The following is a 21,347-nucleotide window of genomic DNA, read 5'->3' on the forward strand; positions in this document are numbered from 1 at the left end:
ATTTTCAGCTACGGCAGGATCAGATCAGGACTTGCGCGGCACGCCGCCCAGCAGGGCAGCCACCGGCCGCTTGGGCGCCTGGCGGCCGCGGCTCAGCGCGGCGGCGACTTCATCGGCCGCCTTGGCCTGGGCGACGCTGGCGGCGCTGGGCTCGTACGGGCGCGAGAAGAACGGATCATCCGAGGCACGGAACACCTGGCGGTTGGCGCTGTGCTCGTGGCGGCGCGGACGCTCTTCGCCCTCGCCGTTGCCGCGCGCGCGACGCACGTCGCTACGCTCGCGGCGGCGCTCGGTATCGCCCTGGCGGGCGCGCTCGCCGGTCGGGTCGAAGCCTTCCAGCTTGCCGCGCGGGATGCTGCGCTTGATCAGCTTCTCGATATCGGACAGCAGGCGCTCGTCATTGCCCGGCACGTAGATCGACAGCGCATCGCCGCTGGCGCCGGCCCGGCCGGTACGGCCGATGCGGTGCACATAGTCTTCGGCGCTGTACGGCACGTCGAAGTTGACCACGCACGGCATGTCGGGAATATCCAGCCCGCGCGCGGCCACGTCGGTGGCGACCAGCGCGTCGATGGTGCCGCTCTTGAACCCTTCCAGCGTCTGCATGCGCTCGGTCTGGGTCTTGTCGCCGTGGATGGCGGCGGCGTTGATGCCCTCGCGCTCCAAATGGCGCGCCAGGCGCGAGCAGCCGATCTTGCTGTTGACGAAGACGATGCACTGGCGCGACAGCCCCTGCTCGGCGCGCTGCTTGAGCAGGTGCACGACCGCCGCCTGCTTGTGGCCGTCTTCGACCAGGTACACCATCTGGCGCACGTTCTCGTTGGTCGAGTTGCTGCGTGCCACTTCGATCGTGACCGGGTGCTTCAGGTAGCTGGAGGCAAGCCGCTTGATTTCCGGCGAGAACGTAGCCGAGAACAGCAGCGTCTGGCGATGCGCCGGCAGCAGGTTGATGATGCGCTGCAGGTCCGGCAGGAAGCCCATGTCGAGCATGCGGTCGGCTTCGTCCAGCACCAGCATCTGCACCTGCGACAGGTTGACCGACTTCTGCTGCACGTGGTCCAGCAGGCGGCCGGGCGTTGCCACCAGGATCTCCACGCCGCGGCGCAGGGCGTCGGTCTGCGGGTTCATGTCGACGCCGCCGAACACCACGGTGCTGCGCAGGTCGGTGTGCTTGGCGTAGCGCGCGACGTTGTCATAGACCTGGTCGGCCAGTTCGCGCGTGGGGGTCAGCATCAGCGCGCGCACCGGGTGGCGCGCCGGCGAGGCGCTGGCATTGGCCAGCGGCAGCAGGCGCTGGATGATCGGCAGCGCGAAGCCCGCGGTCTTGCCGGTGCCGGTCTGCGCGGCGCCCATCATGTCCTTGCCTATCAGCACGACCGGGATGGCCTGTGCCTGGATCGGGGTGGGCGTGGTGTAGCCCTGCTCGGACAAGGCGCGCAGGATGCGCGCGTCCAGGCCAAAGCTGTCGAATGTCTGCACGGCGGTCTGCCCCGCGGTAGTGGCTTCTGGTGCGTTCGTAGTGGTCATGGGTATCGGTGTCTGGCGGGAGGCGAACCCGGCACAAACGGATACGCGTCTGGAACTCATCTCGCCCTGACTCTCGCCTGGCGCCGGGAGGGTTCCGGCACGGCCATGCTGGCTGCAGCATTTGGCCAAGAGAATCAAAGACTTACATTTTAGCACCTCTGCCAGCACAGTGGGCATTCTGGCAGCGCCGTGCGACTGGCGCGACAGATGGCGGCACAGGCTGGCGGGATTTCAAGAAACTGTCATATCCACCACGCAAGATGCCGGCGGCGCGGCGGCCACGGCCGGACCGCGCCACCCCAACTCACCGAGACCTACATGGACTTCGAGCTTTTCCGCCAGACCTGCCAGCAGTTCCTGCGCACCTCCAGCCAGTTCCTTGGCCTGGCCGCGGCCGCCTGCCAGCCGGCGCTGCCCTTGCCGGCGCTGCCGGCCAGCCAGGCGCAAGGGCAGCAGCCCGCCTGAGCGCGGCTCAGTGCCGCGCCGGGATGAAGCGACAGCGGTTCAGTAATGTCATGACGGATCCTGGCGAGCCTCCTCGCGAACCGGTCATGGCCGGCCCGTCTGACTGATGCATATGGCGGCGGTGCTTGCCCGGCCGGCCGCGAATGACAGGATTACAGGTGCAGGGGCCCGGCCTGGAACAGCCGCGCATCCATTTCGCGCAGGTCCTGCGCCACGGCGATGGGCGTCGAGCACTGGTCGAGCACGTCGCGCTGCAGGTCCACGCCGGGGGCGATCTCGACCAGCGTGAGGCGGGCTTCGCCGTCTGCGCCAGCGCGCATCTCGAACACCGCGCGCTCGGTGATGTACAGCACCGGGATGCCGAGCGACGCCACATAGGGCCCGTTGAAGCTCAGGTGCGACACCTCAGGCACGATCTTCTTCACGCGGCCTTCGCGCACGATCTGCAGGCCGCCGTCGCCGGCGCGGACTTCCAGCCCGCCCGCCGTCAGCGTGCCCATGAACACCACCGCGCGCGCGCTCTGCGTGATGTTGATAAAGCCGCCGACGCCGGCAATCGATGCGCCCTCGCCTTCGCCGAACTTGCTGACATTGACGTTGCCGTGGCCATCCAGCTCGGCCAGGCCGAGGATGGCCAGGTCGATGCCGCCGCCCTCGTAGAAATCGAACTGCGCGGGCTGATCCACCACCGCCTCCGGGTAGGCCGAGGCACCGAAGCTGAGGCCATCCGCGGGCGTGCCGCCGATGGGGCCGGCCTCGACGGTCAGCGTGAAGCCGTCCAGCCCGGCCTGGTGCGCCAGCATGCCGACCGCTGCCGGCATGCCCACGCCCAGGTTGACCACGCGCGGCGCACGGCGCGCCAGTTCCATCACCGCACGGCGCTGCACGATGGTGCGCGCGTCGAGCGGGCCGGCAGCCACCGGTGCCGCTTCCGCTTCGGCCACCGCTGCCTCGCCCTGCCATGGCGTCACGTAGGCCGGGTTGTAGGATTCGGCAAACGTCATCTGGTGGTTGGCGGGGTTGTCGCAGACCACCACGTAGTCGACCAGGATGCCGGGCACGTGGATGGCCTGCAGGATCTCGTGGTGGTCGACCAGGCTTTCCACCTGCGCGATCACGATGCCGCCCGAGTTGTGGGCCGCCTGCGCCATCGCCAGCAGCTCATGGTGGAAGGCTTCGCGATGGGTGCTGAGGTTGCCGCGGGCGTCGGCCGCGGTGCAGCGGATCAGCGCGCAGTGGATCGGGAAGCTCGGGTAGAACAGGTATTCGTCGCCGCGGAAGTCGACCGCATCGACCCAGCATGCCTTGCCCTCGGCAATGGCCTGGCGCGCGCGCTCGTTGACGGCGCCGCCGTGGTAGCGCGCATCCTGCGCGGTGCGCGGGTCGACGAAGGTGTGCAGGCCGATCTTGGTCATCACGCCGGGCTTGCCGCCGGCGATGGCGCGGTATAGGTGCGTCAGCACGCCCTGCGGCAGGTTGTAGCCCTCGCACTGCTCGGCCATGGCCAGCGTGGCCAGCCGCGTGGCCGAGCGCCAGTGGCCGCCGACGATGCTGGCGGTCATGCCGGCATTGCCGAAGTGGTTCACGCCGCGCGCGCCGCGGTCGCCCTGCCCGGCCGAGTACACCAGCGTCAGGTCGCGCGGCAGCCCGCTCTGCAGGAAGCGCTGCTCCAGCGCCTCGGTCACGGCCTCGGCATGGCCGGCGCCGACAAAGCCCGCGCTGGCCACGGTCCAGCCGTCCTGCACCAGTGCCGCCGCTTCGCGTGCGGTGATCACCTTCATTGCTGTCTCCGGTTTCGTTGTGCCGTCCCGCATCGGTGGCGGCACGTTTTTCCGTGAATTTTGTTTTGCGAACATTTGTTCGGAAAACGCTATCATACGGACATGCCGGCCGCTGGCGCAAGTCCGGCGCGGCATGGAGAATCATGTGATTTCCGCTCCATTTCCCCGTATTGAGCCGAAATGCCGCAAGCCGAAGCCGCCAAGAAAGACGAACTGCTGGAATCGCTGAGCAAGGGCCTGGCGCTGCTGCGCCTGTTCGCCGGCGGCGCGGAACGCCTGACCATGCAGGACGTCGCCGAGCAGCTCGACGTGACCCGCGCCGCCGCGCGCCGGCTGCTGCTGACCCTGGAGCACAACGGCTACGTGGCGCAGGACGGCCGCCACTTTGCGCTGACGCCGCGGGTGATGGAGCTCGGCTATGCCTACTTTGCCTCGATGAGCCTGCCGCAGGTGGCGCGGCCCTACCTGCAGGGGCTGTGCGAGTCCCTGGGCGAAAGCTGCTCGGTGGGCGTGCTCGATGCGGAATCCGTGGTGCTGGTGGCGCGCGAGGAGCCGCGCCAGCTGCTGCGCGTGGACATGGCGCTGGGACGGCGCATGCCGGCCTATGCGCATTCGCTTGGCCGCGTGCTGCTGGCCGGCCTGGACGATGACGCGCTCGAGGCCTACCTGGCAGGCGCCACGCTGCGCAAGCTGACGCCGTTCACGGTCAGCTCGCGCACGGCGCTGGCGCGCACGCTGCGGCAGGTGCGCACCGACGGCTACTGTGTGCTGGTGAGCGAGCTGGTGGACGGCTACGCCGGGATCTCGGTGCCGTTGCGCGACCAGGCCGGCAAGGCGGTGGCCGGGCTGGGCTTCAGCATGGTGCTGGGCAGCCGCGACCAGGCCCAGCTGGAGACGCGCTTCCTGGGGCCGCTGCGCGAGGCCGCCGCCCGCATCGAAACCATCCTGCAGGCGCGCTGAGGCGCCCGCGGCCCATGTAGAAAAGCCCCGCATGCCGGGGAGGCAGCGGGGCTCAAATGGTAGCGGGGCAATCTGCTCGACCACCCACGCCTTGATCCTGGCGCATCGCGCCACGGCGGACATCCCCCAAATGTGGGCCATTGCCATGCCGCGTTGCCGGCAGGCCGCAAACGCGCCCTGCGAAGCCTGTCAATCATGGCCCTGTCACATTCCTGAAGGAATCCGGGTTTTCGCCGAGCGGGTTTTCGCCAGCTTCCGGCCAACGTCCGGATGCGGTCTACTGGACTCACATCGACGGCCTGGCACCGCAAACGCCGGATCGCCGCAGCCGATGGTGCCTCAGAACAAGTCCAATGACCGGGAGACAGACCATGGTGACGAAGAAAGAAGACGCTTTCGTACTGAAGAACCTTCTCGCCCTCGCAGCAGTGGAAACCCTGGGTGGCGCGATTGCCCTGGGCATGGTCTTCCACCTGATCTGAACTCGCTTGCTGCGCGCCGGCGCTGCCACGCCGGCGCCCGGCGCGCTCACTCGTCGACAATCACCTCGAAGCCGCCAAAGATCATCCGCTGGCCGTCGAACGGCATCGGATCCATGCCTTCCTTCAGGCGCGGGTCGGCCATCGCCGCCTTCATGCCAGTGTCGCGCTTCTCGCGTGACGGCCACAGGATCCACGAGAACACCACCGCCTCATCCTCCTTGCGCTGCACCGCCATCGTAAAGGACGTGACCTTGCCTTCCGGCACATCGTCACCCCAGCATTCCACCACCTTCAGCGCGCCGTGCTCCTTGAACACCGCGGCTGCCTTCTGCGCCACCTGGCGATAGGTCTCGCGAGTGGCCTGGGGAACGGCCAGTACAAATCCGTCGATATAGGACATGGGCTTCACTCCTGGTCAGATTGAATCGTGCGAATCGGATCAAACGCGCGATGACTACCATAGTCCATCGCCGCGCCCTCAGCGGGTGGTCCGCTGCCCGCGCCGGTCGACCTCGAACACCATGTTTTCCCGGAAGCGCTGCCGTAGCCACTGCTCGGCCCGGCCCTGCGGCCGGCCCGACTTCGCCCAGATCAGGTCGACGCTGACCAGCCAGTCCGTGTACGGATAGGCCGCCAGGTCCAGTTCCACCAGTTCGCCGCGCTCCAGCGCCGCGCGCACCAGTTGCCGCGGCAGTGTGGCCCAGCCCAGCCCGCTTTTCACCATTTCGACCAGCGCCAGGTAGCTTTCGGCGCGCCACACCCGCGCCGCGCGCAGGTATTCGCTGGTGGGCAGCTTGTCGGCATGCGCGCTGAAGGCCAGGCGCCGATAGGCGTGCAGGTCGGCAAACGAGACCTGTTCGCGCCCGGCCAGCGGGTGTCCCGGGTGCACCACATGCACCATGATCAGCTTGCCCAACTGCACGAAGGCCAGTTCCGGCGCGTAGTGCGGCTGCGCGAAGGCGATGCCGAGCTCGGCCTCGCCCTGCAGCACCAGTTCGCTGACATCGCCGTAGACCGGATTGCGAATGGTCAGGTCGACATACGGAAACTCCCGCTCGAATTCGGCCAGCACCGGCATCACCGCGTGGTACGGGATTTCGATCGCCAGCGTCAGCCCGGGCGGGTTGGCATCGGCCAGGCTGGCGGCATGGGCCTGCAGCGACAGGCAACGCTCCAGCACGGCTTCGGCCTCGGTCAGCAGCTTGCGGCCGGCCCCGGTCAGCGCCGGATTGCGGCTGCTGCGGTCGAACAGCGGCACGCCGAGGTCGATCTCCAGGTTGGCCACCGCCGCACTGACCGTGGACTGGGTCTTGCCCAGGCGCCGCGCGGCGGCGGAAAAGGAGCCTGTCTCAACCACCAGTGCGAATACCTGCAACTGGTCCAGCGAAAAACGCATGGCCACCCTCCCGCGACCCATCGACTGGATCGATAGGTATTGATTTGTTGTACCGATGAAGTTGCGGAGATGATGCCGCAACGGCCGAGGGATCACAAATCCCGGCAATCCCGGCCGGCGCTGCCCAATCCGCCCTGCCAGAGGCGGAAGCGGCTTCCATCGAAAAAGGAGACAAGCCCATGAAGACCCCGACACCGGTACGCCCGGTCGATGAAATCCTGCCGCTGCACCAGCTGGCGAGCTTCGGCCTGCAGCACGCCCTGATCCCTTTCCCCAACCGGAGACCCCAAGCATGACCCGAATCACAGACCCGTCCGGCGCTGAACTGTCGCCGCTCGACCTGGAACTGCTGCGCCAGTCGATCGCGCTGTCCGATGCATCCAGGGCTCGCGGCCGCCATCCGTTCGCCGCGCTGGTGGCCGACCAGGCCGGCAACATCATCGCCAGCGCCGGCAACAACTCGATGCCGCCGGAGGGCGACCCGACCCAGCACGCCGAACTGGTCGCCGCCGCGCAGGCCGCGCGTGCGCTGCCGCCGGAGCAACTGGCCGACTGCACCCTCTACACCAGCGCGGAGCCGTGCTGCATGTGCGCCGGCGCGATCTACTGGACCGGCATCGGGCGCGTGGTCTATGCGCTGTCAGAACACAAGCTGCTGGGCCTGACCGGCGACCACCCGGAGAACCCCACCTTCTCGCTGCCTTGCCGCGAAGTGTTCGCGCGCGGGCAGCGCCAGGTGGACGTGGTCGGGCCGGTGCTCGAGGACGAAGCCGCGGCACCGCACGCGGGCTTCTGGAAGTAGCCATCCTGCCTGCCGTCCGCCCGACGGACGGCACCGATCGGCGTTGGACATTCTGTCATCGACACGTCACCCCGCCTTCCTACACTCGCCTGGCTCCGGCTCCCAGCAGCCGCCACACCCACCCAGCCAGGCGAACCCGATGCTCCCCTGCAAACTTCCAAGAACCCTGGCCGCGACCCTGATCGCGGCGGCATTGCTCACCGCATGCGGTGGCGATGACGGCGGCGGCAACCTGTCGCCGAGTGCGACTGTCACGCCGAACGCACAACCGGAACAGCCCGGCAAGAAGCCGGACCAGCGGCCCGACCCCGTGATCCGCTGCGCCCCCTGACAACGCAAGTCCCGACGCCATCCGACAAGACCATGGTCTCTCGCCGCAACTTCCTGCAAGCCGCAGCCGGCACCGGCTTCGCCGCCGCCGCACTGGCCGCGTTCCCGCCCAGCATCCGCAAGGCCCTGGCCATCCCGGCCAACAATGCCACCGGCACCATCAAGGATGTCGAGCATGTGGTGATCCTGATGCAGGAGAACCGTTCCTTCGACCACTACTTCGGCACGCTCAAGGGTGTGCGCGGGTTCGGCGACCGCTTCACCATCCCCCTGCCCAATGCGCGCAAGGTATGGCAGCAACAGCGCTCCAACGGCGCCGTGCTGACCCCGTATCACCTGGATGGCACCAACAACAACGCGCAGCGCGCGGCCGGCACGCCGCATGCGTGGGTGGACAGCCAGCAGGCCTGGGACCACGGCCGCATGGCCAGTTGGCCGACGTACAAGACCAATACCTCGATGGGCTACTTCAAGGAGAAGGAGATCCCGTTCCAGTTCGCACTGGCCAATGCGTTTACGCTGTGCGACGCGTACCACTGCTCGATGCATACGGGCACTGACGCGAACCGTTCATTCCACCTGACCGGCACCAACGGCCCGACCGCAGCCAACGTCGCCTTCGTCAACAATGAGTGGGACGCGATCGACGGCCTGCCCGCCTCGGCCAACACCGGCTACACCTGGAAGACCTATGCCGAGCGGCTGGAAGCAGCCGGCATCAGCTGGATCTGCTACCAGAACATGCCGGACGAATGGGGCGACAACATGCTGGGCGCGTTCCAGCAGTTCCGCAAGGCCAACCTGGCCTCGGGCTTTCCGGTATCCAGCGGCGGCGCGCCGGGCGCGCCCTATGCCAACACCGGCCAGCCACTGCCGTACCACGCCTACGATGCGGCCACCGACAATGCCGCCAATCCGCTGTACAAGGGCGTGGCCAACACCCTGCCCGGCACCAGACCCGAGGAATACCTCGACGCCTTCCGCCGCGACATCAAGGAAGGCAGGCTGCCGCAGGTATCGTGGATCAATGCACCGTCGATCTACTGCGAGCATCCCGGCCCGTCCAGCCCGGTTCAGGGCGCGTGGTTCCTGCAGGAAGTGCTGGACGCGCTGACCGCCGTGCCCGAGGTCTGGAGCAAGACCGTGCTGCTGGTCAACTTCGACGAGAACGACGGCTACTTCGACCACGTCCCTTCCCCCTCGGCGCCGTCGGTGAACCCCGACAAGACGCTGGCCGGCAAGGCGACGCTGAGCGATGCCGAGATGCAGGCCGAATACTTCAACCATCCGGCGCCACCGGGCAGCCGGACCCAGCCCGCTGCTGACGGCCGCGTCTACGGTCCCGGGCCGCGCGTGCCGCTTTACGCGATCTCGCCGTGGAGCCGCGGCGGCTGGATCAATTCCCAGGTGTTCGACCACACCTCCGTGCTGCGCTTCCTGGAAGCGCGGTTCGGCGTGGCCGAACCCAACATCAGCCCGTTCCGCCGTGCCGTCTGCGGCGACCTGACCAGCGCGTTCAACTTCAAGACGCCCAACTCGGAAGCCCTGCCCACGCTGAGTGGCCGCACCACGCGCAGCGGCGCCGACCAGCTGCGCCAGGCCCAGCAGGCACTGCCCGCGGTGCCGCTGCCGGTCGACATGCAATTGCCGCTGCAAGCCACCGGCACCCGCCCGTCACGCGCGCTGCCGTACGAGCTGCACACCAGCGCGCGCTGCAGCGCCGTGGGGCAGGTCGAACTGGTATTCGCCAACACCGGCACGCAAGCCGCGGTGTTCCACGTCTACGACCGCCACCAGCTGGGCCGCATTCCGCGCCGCTATGTCGTGGAAGCCCGCAAGTCCCTGAGCGACACCTGGAACGTGTTCCAGGACAACGCCGGGCAATACGACCTGTGGGTACTGGGCCCCAACGGCTTCCACCGCCATTTCCGCGGCGATACCAACCGCATCGGCGACACCGGCATCGCACCGGAGATCCGCGTCTGCTACGACATTGCCAATGGCGATGTCTATGTCGACCTGATCAACGCCGGCCGCAAGGCCTGCCACTTCAGCATCCAGGCGCTCGCGTACCGAACCGATGGCCCGTGGCCGGTCACTGTCGGCGCCAATGACAGCAAGTCCGTGCATTGGTCGCTGGAGGAAAGCGGGCAGTGGTATGACTTCGCGGTGACGTGCGACAGCGACCCGGCGTTCTATCGCCGCTTTGCGGGGCGGGTGGAGAACGGCAGGCATACGGTTAGCGATCCGGCGATGGGGATGGTGACGGCGCAGGATTGAGCAGTAGTTCGAGGCAAAAAAAAAGGACTGCAGGTATCAACCTGCAGTCCTTTTTCACATTGGTGGGCCTCCCGTGAGTCGAACACGGCACCAACGGATTATGAGTCCGCTGCTCTAACCAGGCATGAGCTAGAGGCCCTTGGAAGCGTTTAGTTGCCTTCCAGGAAGCTCTTCAGCTTGTCCGAGCGGCTCGGGTGGCGCAGCTTGCGCAGTGCCTTGGCCTCGATCTGGCGGATCCGTTCACGCGTGACGTCGAACTGCTTGCCGACCTCTTCCAGCGTGTGGTCGGTGCTCATTTCGATGCCGAAGCGCATGCGCAGCACCTTGGCTTCGCGCGGCGTGAGCGAGTCCAGCACGTCCTTGACGACGTCGCGCATGGAGCCGTGCAGCGCGGCTTCGGCCGGGGCCAGCGTGTTGGTGTCCTCGATGAAGTCGCCCAGATGGGAGTCGTCGTCGTCACCGATCGGCGTTTCCATGGAGATCGGCTCTTTGGCGATCTTCATGATCTTGCGGATCTTGTCTTCCGGCATCTCCATCTTCTCGGCCAGCGTTGCCGGATCCGGCTCGTTGCCGGTTTCCTGCAGGATCTGGCGCGAGATGCGGTTCATCTTGTTGATGGTCTCGATCATGTGCACCGGGATACGGATGGTGCGCGCCTGGTCGGCGATCGAGCGCGTGATGGCCTGGCGGATCCACCACGTGGCGTAGGTCGAGAACTTGTAGCCGCGGCGGTATTCGAACTTGTCCACCGCCTTCATCAGGCCGATGTTGCCTTCCTGGATCAGGTCGAGGAACTGCAGGCCGCGGTTCGTGTACTTCTTGGCGATCGAAATCACCAGACGCAGGTTGGCCTCGGTCATCTCGCGCTTGGCTTCGCGGGCACGACGCTCGCCCTCGGCCATCTTGCGGTTGACGCCCTTCAGTTCCTTCAGCGGCAGCACCACGCGCGACTGCAGGTCGATCAGCTTCTGCTGCAGCTCATGCACGGCCGGCACGTTGCGCTCGACGATGGTGCTGTAGCCCTTGCCGTCGGCGACGATGGTGTGGACCCACTCGAGGTTGGTCTCGTTGCCCGGGAAGCGGGCGACGAATTCCGAGCGCGGCATGCCGCACTTGTCGACCACGATGTTCAGGATCGAGCGTTCGAGCTTGCGCACTTCGTCGACCTGGCCGCGCAGCGTGTCGCACAGGCGCTCGACATTGCGGGCGGTGAAGCGGATGCCCATCAGCTCGGCCTGGATGGCTTCCTGCGCCTTGACGTAGGGCTTGGAGTTGTAGCCTTCCTTTTCGAACGCGCGGCGCATCTTGTCGAACTGCTCGGCGATCACGCGGAATTTCTCCAGCGCGTTCTGCTTCAGTTCTTCCAGCTGGCGCGCGGAGGCACCGGCGCCGGCGCCGCCTTCGTCGTCATCGTCCTCGTCGCCTTCCTCTTCGTCGTCGGACTCGATATCCTCGTCGTCGGCCGCTGCAGCCGGGGCTGCGGGCGCTTCCGGGGCTTCGTCGGCGTTCGGGTCGATCAGGCCGTCGACGAATTCGTCGATCTTGATCTCGTCGTTGGCCACGCGCTCGGCATGGGCCAGGATCTCGGAGATGGTGACCGGGCAAGCCGAAATCGCCATCACCATGTCCTTCAGGCCGGCCTCGATGCGCTTGGCGATCTCGATTTCGCCTTCGCGCGTGAGCAGCTCGACCGTGCCCATTTCGCGCATGTACATGCGCACCGGGTCGGTGGTGCGGCCGAACTCGGAGTCCACCGTGGACAGGGCCGCTTCGGCCTCTTCCTCGGCTTCTTCCTCGCTGGTGGCGGACGGGGCGTTGTCGTTGAGCAGCAGCGTCTCGGCATCCGGCGCCTGTTCGTAGACAGCGATGCCGATGTCGTTCAGCGTGGCGACCAGCGTGTCGATCGTTTCCGAATCGACCATGTCGTCCGGCAGGTGATCGTTGATTTCCGCGTAGGTCAGGTAGCCGCGCGACTTGCCCAGCTTGATCAGCGCCTTGAGTTTCTGGCGACGCAGCTCAAGCTCTTCCTCGGTACCCTGCTGGGTCGAGGCGAACTCCTTGAGCAGGGCCTTTTCCTTGGCCTTGCGGTCCTTGGCTTTCTGCTTTTCGGTCTTCGGCGCCGCGGCCGGGGTTGCCGCCGGGCGCGCATCGTTCTCGTAAAACTCTTCAGTCACGTCGTCTGTTGTGCTGTCGTCGTGCTGCATCTCGGCCTTGGGCTTGCGGCCACGCTTTTTCGGCTCCGGCTTGATTGCCGGCGCAGCGGGACGCTCGGATGCAACGGATGCAGGTGTCGCGGCACGCGCCTTGGTTGCCGTAGTGGTGGTGCCAGCCTTGGCTTCCCCACTCTTGGCGCCGGCGGCTGCCGCTCGCTTGCTCTCGACTTCGGTATTCTGCTGTTTCGCCACGGTGATACTCTTGCCTTTCACTGGTGCAGATGCGGCGACCTTGCCGCTCGTACTGGCGCTCTTGCCGCTCTCGCGTGCCGAAGTCGAGGCCTTTGTCTTTTCGGATGTGCGAGTCCTGGCGGGAGTCGTCACGGCGGGCGCTTGCGCGCTACGCACGGACTTTGATGGCGCAGACCGGGCTGGTGTCTTGACTGACGCGGTCGATGTCTTCGCCGCCGTTGTTTTCACAGACGCCTTGCCGCTCCCTGATTGGGGAGCTTTAGAGGTAACCCTTTCGGTTGCTTTGGCCTTTGCCATTGGCACGCTCACTTTCACCAGAACTGGAGAGAAAGATTTCGCAATCCAAACCGGCTATTGTAGCACGCCACGCATAGCCGGCTCCCTATCAGGTGAGGTTTTCACCTGAAAAATCAAGGCTTAAGCTCGGCGGGGCCGGGCCCAGTCCCTTATCCAACGCTTACTGCCACCTCCTGGTTGATGACCAGGGCGCACACAGGCACCTCAGCCAAGTTGGCGCCGCCGGTGGATTTCGCCCACCAGCCAGCGCATGCGCTGCTTGGCCGCTTCATCGGCCGTGCCGGCCACTACCTCCGCCTGCAGGCCGTCGAGCTCGCGCCGCAGCGGCTCGGCCAGCAGCTTGGTAATGGCCGCATCGAAATCCTGTATTGCGGGTGCCTCTTCGATCTCTTCTCGCAGCACCGCGGCACGCGCCACGGCATACACCTCGGCATAGGGCGACTGGGCCAGGTGTTCGCTGAAGGCCGCAAAATTGACCTCGCCCTGCACGCTGTCGCACGCCTCCACCAGGTGCGCCAGCACTTCACTGTCGCTGCTCTCGCCGCCCAGCAGCAGCGCGCGCGCATCCTCGTCCAGCCTCGCCGACAGTGCCGGATAGCACATCAGCAGCTGGATCACCCGCTGCTCCAGCCCGGTCGGGGCCTGGCGGCGCGTGCGCGGGCGCGGCTGGGCGAAGCGGCCGACGCGGGCCGGGTCGCTGCGCAGGCCGCAGATGGCTTCGATCTCCGCGGGTGTCGTTCCCGTGGCATCGGCAAGTTCGCGCACAATCTGTAGCCTCAGGCCGCCGGCGGGCATGGCCTGCAGCAGCGGCTTGGCCTCGTACTGGGCCCGGGCGCGGCCCTCGGGCTGGCGCAGGTCCAGGTCTTCGGTGACCGACTGCAGCAGGAAGCGCGACAGCGGCATGGCGTTGCGCACCTGGGTGGCAAAGGCCTCGGTGCCCTCTTCGCGCACATAGCTGTCCGGATCGTGCTCGGCCGGCAGGAACAGGAAGCGGATGGTCTTGTTGTCCGCCACATGCGGCAGGCAGGCTTCCAGCGCGCGCCGGGCCGCGCGGCGCCCGGCAGAGTCGCCGTCGAACGAGAACACCACGGCGTCGGTCTGGCGCAGCAGCTTCTGCACGTGCACAGGGGTGCACGCCGTGCCCAGGGTGGCAACGGCATTGGCAAAACCGAGCTGGGCCAGCGCCACGACGTCCATATACCCTTCGACCACCAGCACGTAGCCGGTTTCCCGGATCGCGTGACGGGCCTCGAACAGCCCGTACAGCTCCGTGCCCTTGCTGAACAGCGGAGTCTCGGGCGAGTTCAGGTACTTGGGCTCGCCCTGCCCCATCACGCGCCCGCCGAAGCCGATCACGGCCCCCTTGGTGTTGCGGATAGGGAACATGATGCGGTCGCGGAAGCGGTCGTAGCGGCGCGGCTTGCCGTCCGCATCGCGCTTGTCGCTTTCGATCAGCAGGCCGCACTCGACCAGCGGCGCCGACACGTTGTCATCACGATAGCTGCCGAATACGGCCTCCAGGCCCTGCCAGTCATCCGGCGCGTAGCCCAGGCCAAAGTTCGCGGCGATCTCGCCGGTCAGGCCACGGCCCTTCAGGTACTGGATCGCCTGCGGCGCGCTTCGCAGCTGGCGGCGGTAGAAATCGGTGGCGCGGGTCATGGCGTCGGACAGCGCCACCGAACGGGCCTGCTGCTCCGCGCGCTGCCCGGGCGGCAGCCGGTCGCGCTCTTCCGGCACGCTCATGCCGACCGACTGGGCCAGCTCGCGCACCGCTTCCGGGTAGGACTGGCCGGAAAACTCCATCAGGAAGCCGATGGCCGAGCCGTGGGCGCCACATCCGAAGCAGTGGTAGAACTGCTTGGTCGGCGACACCGTGAATGACGGCGATTTCTCGTTATGGAAGGGGCACAGCCCCATGAAATTGGCGCCGCCCTTCTTCAGCTGCACATACTTGCCCACCACATCGACAATGTCGACACGGTTGAGCAGGTCCTGAATAAAGGATTGCGGAATCACCCGACTGACCGTCCTGAGGCATGGCCGTCCCGCGGCGGGCGGCTTCTTTTAGGAATGCGTGACCGGTGCGGCGCCCGGCTGCTATCGGAATATTGTAGTGCAGCGTGATAGGGCCGCCCGGACTACGTGACATCTCCGTGCAACTGCACCGAACCACGCGGATCCGGTGCTTATCTTGCCAGCAACCGATTAAATCAGTATTTACTTTGCTGCAAGTGCCGCCTTGACCAGGGCCGATACGGCGGTCATGTCGGCACGGCCGGCCAGCTTGCCCTTGAGCACGCCCATGACCTTGCCCATGTCCTGCGGACCGGCGGCACCAGTGGCGGCAACGGCCTGCTGGACCTCGGCGGCGACTTCCTCGTCCGACAGTGCTGCGGGCATGTAGGCCTGCAGCACTTCGACTTCCGCCGACTCCTTGTCTGCCAGGTCATTGCGGCCCGCCTGCCGGAACTGCGAGATCGAATCCTTGCGCTGCTTGATCAGCTTCTCGACCACGGCCAGCACGGCGGTATCGTCCAGTTCCACGCGCTCATCGACCTCGCGCTGCTTGATGGCGGCCAGCAGCAGGCGGATGGTGCCGAGGCGCTCCGTTTCGCGCGCGCGCATGGCGGTCTTCATGTCTTCGCTGATACGGGCTTTGAGGGACATCGTGATCTTCCAGAAAGTGGGTGGACACTCACAGGTGGCGGCGATGACCGCCCGCTGCAAGGCCCAGAATGCAAAAACCCGCCGAAGCGTAGGCCACAGCGGGTCGGATACAAGCGGGAGCGCCGGGGTCAGTACAGTTTCTTCGGCAGCATCTGGCTGCGGATGCGCTTGTAATGGCGCTTTTCGGCGGCTGCCTTCCTGCGCTTGCGCGCGGCGGTGGGCTTTTCGTAAAACTCGCGTGCCCGCAATTCCGGGAGCAGCCCGTTCTTCTCGATGGTGCGCTTGAAACGGCGCATGGCAACTTCAAAAGGCTCGTTTTCCTTGAGACGGATCGTGGTCATTTGGCCAGAAAATGAGAATTTTCGGGATAAGCGGCTCTACGAAGTTCTGGATTGTAGCACCAACAATCGAGCGCGGAAGTGGCGTGCAACGGACACTTGCCGAGTGCCGCCCACCGCCCTTCCAGCTCTCGCCAGTCTACCCTTGGGCTACCGATTGCCCTGCCGAAGCGGTGCGCGATGCCTCAGCCGCGGCCTGCCCCGCCGCCACCGCGGACGCCCACGCCCACTGGAAGTTGTAGCCGCCCAGCCAGCCGGTCACGTCCACCACCTCGCCGATGAAATACAGGCCCGGCACCTCGCGCGCCATCATGGTGGTTGACGACAGCGCCCGCGTGTCGACCCCGCCAAGCGTGACCTCGGCCTTGCGGTAGCCCTCGGTGCCCGACGGCACGATGCGCCAGCCGTTGAGCGTGGCGCCAAGCTTGCGCAGGGCCTTGTCGGTCACATCATGCAGCGGCATGGCGGCATCCACGCCCGAGGCCGCGCACCAGGCATCGGCCAGCCGCGCCGGCAACCGTTGCGCCAGCAGGTTGCCCAGGTGCTTGCGGCTGCCGGCCTTCTGCTCGAGCAGCCAGGCGGCGGCATCCTCTCCATCAAACAGGTCGATGGCGATCGGCGTGCCGGGACGCCAGTAGCTGGAAATCTGCAGCACGGCGGGTCCGGACAGGCCGCGATGGGTCCACAGCAGGTCTTCGCGGAAGGCTCCGGCCGCCTTGCCGTTGCCGGTGGCGATATCCACTTCCAGCGACACGCCGGCCAGCGGCGCGAACGGCACCCAGTCCTTGCCATCGAAGGTCAGCGGCACCAGCGCCGGCCGGGTTTCGACGATGCCCAGCCCGAACTGCCGGGCGATGCGATAGCCAAAGTCGGTGGCACCGATCTTGGGGATCGACAGGCCGCCGGTGGCCACCACCAGCGCCCCGGCCCGCACCGTGCCGGTAGCGGTGAGCAGCAGGAAGTCGTCGCCCTCGCGCCGGACCTCGGCCACGCTGCAGCCGGTGTGCCAGCGCACATGGCCGGTGTCGCATTCGGCGCGCAGCATGGCGATCACGTCTTCGGCGCTGTCGTTGCAGAACAGCTGGCCACGATGTTTCTCGTGCCAGTCGATGCCGTAGCGGCGCATCAGGCCAAGGAAATCCTGCGGCGTGTAGCGCGCCAGCGCCGAGCGGCAGAAGTGCGGATTGGACGACAGGTAGTTGGCGGGCCCGGCCTGCAGGTTGGTGAAATTGCAGCGCCCGCCGCCCGAGATGCGGATCTTCTCGGCAAGCTTGGTGGCATGGTCGATCAGCACCACGCGCGCGCCGTTCTGGCCGGCCACGGCGGCACACATCATGCCGGCCGCGCCCGCACCCAGCACGGCCACGTCATACCGGCCCGTCCGGGCCGATGTTGCCCCGCTCATTGCACGCCTCGCGCATCCATGTGTATTGCCACCGCCAGAGAAAGGGCAGATTGTAGCGAAAAGCACGCCGCGCGCTGCTGTGCTACCCTGCGCGCTTCCTGCAACCTGTTGTTTCGACAGCCGTTTCCCTGACAGGAGGCGGCCCTATGCGCTCCCCATGCTTGTCCTCGGCATCGAATCCTCCTGCGACGAAACCGGCCTCGCCCTCTATGACACCGGCGCCGGCCTGCTCGCGCACGCGCTGCACTCGCAGATCGCCATGCACCGCGACTACGGCGGCGTGGTGCCGGAACTGGCGTCGCGCGACCATATCCGCCGCGTGCTGCCGCTGCTGGAGCAGGTGCTGGCCGATGCCGGCCGTACCCGCCAGGACATCGACGCCATCGCCTTCACCCAGGGCCCCGGGCTGGCCGGCGCACTGCTGGTGGGCGCCTCGGTGGCCAATGCACTGGGCTTTGCGCTGAACGTGCCGATGGTGGGCGTGCACCACCTGGAAGGCCACCTGCTGTCGCCGCTGCTGACGCGCGAGCCGCCGCCCTTCCCGTTCGTGGCGCTGCTGGTGTCGGGCGGGCATACGCAGTTGATGGAAGTGCGCGGCATCGGCGACTACACGCTGCTGGGCGAAACCCTGGACGACGCCGCCGGCGAAGCCTTCGACAAGACCGCCAAGCTGCTGGGCCTGGGCTATCCGGGCGGCCCCGAAGTGTCGCGGCTGGCCGAATTCGGTATCCCCGGCGCCTTTGCGCTGCCGCGGCCGATGCTGCATTCGGGCAACCTGGATTTCTCCTTCGCCGGACTGAAGACCGCGGTACTGACGCAAACACGCAAGCTCGCCAACACCTGCGAGCAGGATCGCGCCAACCTGGCGCGCGCCTTTGTCGATGCCATTGTCGACGTGCTGGCCGCCAAGTCGATGGCAGCGCTCAAGCAGACCGGCCACAAGCGGCTGGTGGTGGCGGGAGGCGTGGGTGCCAACCGCCAGTTGCGCGAGCGGCTGGACCAGATGGGCAAGCAGCGCAAGATCGACGTGTATTACCCGGATTTGGCGTTCTGCACCGACAACGGCGCGATGATCGCGTTTGCCGGCGCCATGCGGCTGCAGGCAGCGCCCGAACTGGCGCGGCACGAGTATGGCTACGGCGTGACGCCGCGCTGGGACCTGGCGGATATCCGCCTGCCTTCGGCGGCCTGAACCGGACAAAAAAATAGCCACCGCATGCGGTGGCTATTTCTATTGCAGCGACAACGCGGTCAGTCGACCCGCTTGTCCCGCTCGATCACCGCATACGCGCTGTGGTTGTGGATCGACTCAAAGTTCTCCGCCTCCAGCACATAGGCCACGATGCGATCATCCGCATTCAGGCGCATGGCGATATCGCGCACCAGGTCCTCGACGAACTTGGGGTTCTCATAGGCGCGCTCGGTGACGAACTTCTCGTCGGGGCGCTTGAGCAGGCCCCACAGCTCGCACGAGGCCTCTTCCTCGGCCATGCGCACCAGCGCTTCCACCGGCAGCTCGCCGGCCAGTTCCACGTTCATGGTGATATGCGAACGCTGGTTGTGCGCGCCGTACTGCGAGATCTTCTTCGAGCACGGGCACAGGCTGGTCACCGGCACCAGCGCCTTCAGGAACACGCGCGCGGCGCCGTCGCGCACTTCGCCGGTCAGCGTGACCTCGTAGTCCAGCAGCGACTCCACGCCCGACACAGGCGCGGTCTTGCTGATGAAGTACGGGAAGGTGACCTCGATGCGGCCGGCCTCGGCTTCCAGCTTTTCCAGCATCTTGTCCAGCATCAGCCGGAAGCTGGACAGCTCCAGCGGTGCGCGCTCTTCTTCCAGCAGCGCGACGAAGCGCGACATATGCGTGCCCTTCTGGTCCGCCGGCAGGTGCACGTCGAGATTGAAGGTGCCCACGCTCGGCATGATGCCGGCCGGGGTCTTCAGGGTCACGGGGTAACGCACGCCTTTGACACCGACACGCTGGATGGGGATCTGGCGGGTGTCGGGGCTCGACTGGACGTCGGGCATGACGAAGGCGGGATTGATGTCATTCATCTACGGTTTCCTCCAGGGTCGCGCCCAAGGGGGACGGCACGAGCCCTTACGGTCGCGGCAATTTCGCAGTCCATCCATGCCGCGCAACGAGTGTGAAACCACGGGATCCGGCAAGTGGCACGCCGGCCCGCAGCTGCGAACACAAAAAAGGGGAGTTTAAGGGAATTCGGACGCACTCGTGGTGCGAGGGCCGAATCCCCTTCGGGACAGCAGGTGATCAGGCCACGCGCGAGGCGACCGTGACCTTGGGCTGGTCCAGCCCGAAGCGCTCGCGCACCGAGCGCTCGATGCCGGCCGCATCCAGGCCGCATTGCTGCAGCAGATAGGCCGGGTCGCCGTGGTCGACGAAGCGGTCGGGCAGGCCCAGCGTCAGCACCGGCTTGTCGATGCCGGCCTCGGCCAGTGCCTCCAGCACGGCGCTGCCGGCGCCGCCCATCACGCTGCCCTCTTCCACGGTCACCAGGTAGTCGTTCTCCGCGGCCAGGCGCTTGACCAGCTCCACGTCGAGCGGCTTGACGAAACGCATGTCGGCGACCGCGGCATCCAGCGCCTCGGCGGCACCCAGGGCCGGGTGCACCATCGAGCCGAACGCCAGGAAGCCCACGCGATGCCCCGCGCGCGCACCTCCCTCGCGGCGCATCACGCCCTTGCCGACCGGCACAGTGGTGAGCTCGGCGGCAATGGCCGCGCCCGGGCCGGAGCCGCGCGGATAGCGCACGGCGCTCGGGCACGCCTGGTGGAACGCCGTGGTCAGCAGCTGACGGCACTCGTTCTCGTCGGACGGCGTCATCACCATCATGTTGGGGATGCAGCGCAGGTAGGCGATATCGTAGGCACCCGCGTGCGTGGCGCCGTCGGCGCCGACCAGGCCGGCACGGTCCAGCGCGAACACCACCGGCAGGTTCTGCAGCGCCACGTCGTGGATCAGCTGGTCGTAGCCGCGCTGCAGGAAGGTCGAGTAGATCGCCACCACCGGCTTGAGACCCTCGCAGGCCAGGCCGCCGGCAAAGGTCACGGCGTGCTGCTCGGCGATGCCCACGTCGTAGTAGCGGTCCGGGAAGCGCCGCTCGAACTCGACCATGCCCGAGCCCTCGCGCATCGCCGGGGTAATGCCGACCAGGCGCTTGTCGGCTGCGGCCATGTCGCACAGCCAGTCGCCGAACACCTGCGTGTAGGTCTTGCGCGCCGGCTTGGCCGCCGGGCGGATGCCCTCGGCCGGGTTGAACTTGCCCGGGCCGTGGTAGAGGATCGGGTCGGCCTCGGCCAGCTTGTAGCCCTGGCCCTTCTTGGTCACCACGTGCAGGAACTGCGGGCCGGCGCCCTCGAGCGCGCGCTCGCGGATATTCTGCAGCGTCGGCACCAGCGAGTTCAGGTCGTGGCCGTCGATCGGGCCGATGTAGTTGAAGCCGAATTCCTCGAACAGCGTGGCCGGCACCATCATGCCCTTGGCATGTTCCTCGAAGCGCTTGGCGAACTCCAGCACCGGCGGCGCCACCGACAGGACCTTCTCGATGCCCTTCTTGGTGGCCGCGTAGAACTGGCCGCTCAAGAGCCGCGCCAGGTGGCGGTTGAGCGCGCCCACCGGCGGCGAGATCGACATGTCGTTGTCGTTGAGCACCACCACCAGCGGCAGGTCCTTGTAGACGCCGGCGTTGTTCAGGGCCTCGAAGGCCATGCCCGCGGTCATGGCGCCGTCGCCGATCACCGCCACCGAGACGCGCTTCTCGCCCAGCGTGCGCGCACCGAGCGCCATGCCCAGCGCGGCCGAGATCGAGGTCGACGAATGCGCCGTGCCGAAGGTGTCGTATTCGCTCTCGCTGCGGCGCGGGAAGCCAGAGATGCCGCCCCACTGGCGCAGCGTGCCCATGCGCTCGCGGCGTCCGGTCAGGATCTTGTGCGGGTAGCTCTGGTGGCCCACGTCCCACACCAGCCGGTCGTCCGGGGTGTTGAAGACGTAGTGCAGCGCGATGGTCAGCTCGACCGTGCCCAGGTTGGACGACAGGTGGCCGCCGGTCTGCGAGACCGACTCCAGCACATAGGCGCGCAGTTCGTCCGCCAGGGTCCGGAGCTCACGCCGGTCGAGCTTGCGCAGGTCTGCGGGGGCGTCAATCTTGTTGAGGAGTGCGTAGGTCATGATGTCCGTTCGGCCGGCTCTCT

At 66.9% G+C, this 21,347-nt stretch carries 18 protein-coding genes and 1 tRNA gene; 7 read left to right on the forward strand and 12 right to left on the reverse strand.

What is annotated here, in order from left to right; genetic code table 11:
* Positions 1-24 precede the first annotated feature (24 nt).
* On the reverse strand, positions 25-1,527 hold the full coding sequence (locus AC1Q6V_RS05205) for a DEAD/DEAH box helicase (RefSeq protein WP_176844223.1): 1,503 nt from the start codon (positions 1,525-1,527) through the stop codon (positions 25-27).
* A 318-nt stretch (positions 1,528-1,845) separates the two neighbouring features.
* On the opposite strand from AC1Q6V_RS05205, the gene AC1Q6V_RS05210 reads away from it, so the two are divergent.
* Complete coding sequence (locus AC1Q6V_RS05210; protein ID WP_010813624.1) at positions 1,846-1,992, forward strand: hypothetical protein; 147 nt, start codon at positions 1,846-1,848, stop codon at positions 1,990-1,992.
* Between the two features lie 152 nt (positions 1,993-2,144).
* Here the strand turns inward: AC1Q6V_RS05210 and AC1Q6V_RS05215 are convergent, their stop codons facing one another.
* Complete coding sequence (locus tag AC1Q6V_RS05215) at positions 2,145-3,773, reverse strand: acyl CoA:acetate/3-ketoacid CoA transferase (RefSeq protein WP_010813625.1); 1,629 nt, start codon at positions 3,771-3,773, stop codon at positions 2,145-2,147.
* 180 nt (positions 3,774-3,953) lie between these two features.
* Between AC1Q6V_RS05215 and AC1Q6V_RS05220 the strand changes: the two genes are divergently transcribed.
* Positions 3,954-4,733: an IclR family transcriptional regulator domain-containing protein gene (locus AC1Q6V_RS05220; protein ID WP_454751402.1), complete on the forward strand. Its 780-nt coding sequence runs from the start codon at positions 3,954-3,956 to the stop codon at positions 4,731-4,733.
* A 528-nt stretch (positions 4,734-5,261) separates the two neighbouring features.
* Here the strand turns inward: AC1Q6V_RS05220 and AC1Q6V_RS05225 are convergent.
* Together AC1Q6V_RS05225 and AC1Q6V_RS05230 are read right to left on the reverse strand one after the other, a co-directional pair.
* Positions 5,262-5,615 (reverse strand): DUF1428 domain-containing protein, encoded by a 354-nt coding sequence (locus tag AC1Q6V_RS05225; RefSeq protein ID WP_010813628.1) that lies wholly within the window; start codon positions 5,613-5,615, stop codon positions 5,262-5,264.
* A gap of 78 nt (positions 5,616-5,693) precedes the next feature.
* Positions 5,694-6,611: a LysR family transcriptional regulator gene (locus AC1Q6V_RS05230; protein ID WP_439670825.1), complete on the reverse strand. Its 918-nt coding sequence runs from the start codon at positions 6,609-6,611 to the stop codon at positions 5,694-5,696.
* A 292-nt stretch (positions 6,612-6,903) separates the two neighbouring features.
* Here AC1Q6V_RS05230 and AC1Q6V_RS05235 point away from each other — a divergent pair, with 292 nt between their 5' ends.
* The 3 genes from AC1Q6V_RS05235 to AC1Q6V_RS05245 all read left to right on the forward strand — a co-directional run bounded on the left by AC1Q6V_RS05235 (position 6,904) and on the right by AC1Q6V_RS05245 (position 10,023).
* On the forward strand, positions 6,904-7,413 hold the full coding sequence (locus AC1Q6V_RS05235; RefSeq protein WP_454751401.1) for a nucleoside deaminase: 510 nt from the start codon (positions 6,904-6,906) through the stop codon (positions 7,411-7,413).
* 139 nt (positions 7,414-7,552) lie between these two features.
* Complete coding sequence (locus AC1Q6V_RS05240) at positions 7,553-7,744, forward strand: hypothetical protein (RefSeq protein WP_454751400.1); 192 nt, start codon at positions 7,553-7,555, stop codon at positions 7,742-7,744.
* Between the two features lie 32 nt (positions 7,745-7,776).
* The gene (locus tag AC1Q6V_RS05245) at positions 7,777-10,023 is read left to right on the forward strand and encodes a phosphocholine-specific phospholipase C (protein ID WP_010813632.1); all 2,247 of its coding nucleotides are present in this window, start codon (positions 7,777-7,779) and stop codon (positions 10,021-10,023) included.
* A gap of 60 nt (positions 10,024-10,083) precedes the next feature.
* Here AC1Q6V_RS05245 and AC1Q6V_RS05250 read toward each other — a convergent pair.
* A tRNA-Ile gene (locus AC1Q6V_RS05250) sits at positions 10,084-10,162 on the reverse strand.
* A gap of 10 nt (positions 10,163-10,172) precedes the next feature.
* Positions 10,173-12,449 (reverse strand): RNA polymerase sigma factor RpoD, encoded by a 2,277-nt coding sequence (rpoD, locus tag AC1Q6V_RS05255; RefSeq protein ID WP_037023603.1) that lies wholly within the window; start codon positions 12,447-12,449, stop codon positions 10,173-10,175.
* Between rpoD and AC1Q6V_RS05260 the strand changes: the two genes are divergently transcribed.
* On the forward strand, positions 12,439-12,834 hold the full coding sequence (locus tag AC1Q6V_RS05260) for a hypothetical protein (RefSeq protein ID WP_231881360.1): 396 nt from the start codon (positions 12,439-12,441) through the stop codon (positions 12,832-12,834). The genes rpoD and AC1Q6V_RS05260 overlap by 11 nt on opposite strands.
* Positions 12,835-12,929: 95 nt before the next feature.
* Here AC1Q6V_RS05260 and dnaG read toward each other — a convergent pair whose 3' ends face one another.
* The 4 genes from dnaG to AC1Q6V_RS05280 all read right to left on the reverse strand — a co-directional run bounded on the left by dnaG (position 12,930) and on the right by AC1Q6V_RS05280 (position 17,135).
* Positions 12,930-14,741 (reverse strand): DNA primase, encoded by a 1,812-nt coding sequence (dnaG, locus tag AC1Q6V_RS05265; RefSeq protein ID WP_011615801.1) that lies wholly within the window; start codon positions 14,739-14,741, stop codon positions 12,930-12,932.
* 201 nt (positions 14,742-14,942) lie between these two features.
* Entirely contained in the window at positions 14,943-15,392 is a 450-nt protein-coding gene (locus AC1Q6V_RS05270; protein WP_010813636.1) for a GatB/YqeY domain-containing protein, read from the reverse strand.
* A 128-nt stretch (positions 15,393-15,520) separates the two neighbouring features.
* On the reverse strand, positions 15,521-15,733 hold the full coding sequence (gene rpsU, locus AC1Q6V_RS05275; protein ID WP_010813637.1) for a 30S ribosomal protein S21: 213 nt from the start codon (positions 15,731-15,733) through the stop codon (positions 15,521-15,523).
* 136 nt (positions 15,734-15,869) lie between these two features.
* On the reverse strand, positions 15,870-17,135 hold the full coding sequence (locus AC1Q6V_RS05280; protein WP_010813638.1) for a BaiN/RdsA family NAD(P)/FAD-dependent oxidoreductase: 1,266 nt from the start codon (positions 17,133-17,135) through the stop codon (positions 15,870-15,872).
* Between the two features lie 157 nt (positions 17,136-17,292).
* On the opposite strand from AC1Q6V_RS05280, the gene tsaD reads away from it, so the two are divergent.
* Positions 17,293-18,327 (forward strand): tRNA (adenosine(37)-N6)-threonylcarbamoyltransferase complex transferase subunit TsaD, encoded by a 1,035-nt coding sequence (gene tsaD, locus AC1Q6V_RS05285; protein ID WP_010813639.1) that lies wholly within the window; start codon positions 17,293-17,295, stop codon positions 18,325-18,327.
* 59 nt (positions 18,328-18,386) lie between these two features.
* Here tsaD and folE2 read toward each other — a convergent pair whose 3' ends face one another.
* Positions 18,387-19,190 carry a GTP cyclohydrolase FolE2 gene (gene folE2, locus AC1Q6V_RS05290; RefSeq protein WP_010813640.1) on the reverse strand — a complete coding sequence of 268 codons (804 nt, stop codon included), beginning with the start codon at positions 19,188-19,190 and terminating at the stop codon, positions 18,387-18,389.
* 217 nt (positions 19,191-19,407) lie between these two features.
* The gene (gene dxs, locus AC1Q6V_RS05295) at positions 19,408-21,324 is read right to left on the reverse strand and encodes a 1-deoxy-D-xylulose-5-phosphate synthase (RefSeq protein WP_010813641.1); all 1,917 of its coding nucleotides are present in this window, start codon (positions 21,322-21,324) and stop codon (positions 19,408-19,410) included.
* Positions 21,325-21,347 lie beyond the last annotated feature (23 nt).

The organism is Cupriavidus sp. GW823-FHT07B10 (assembly GCF_058794355.1).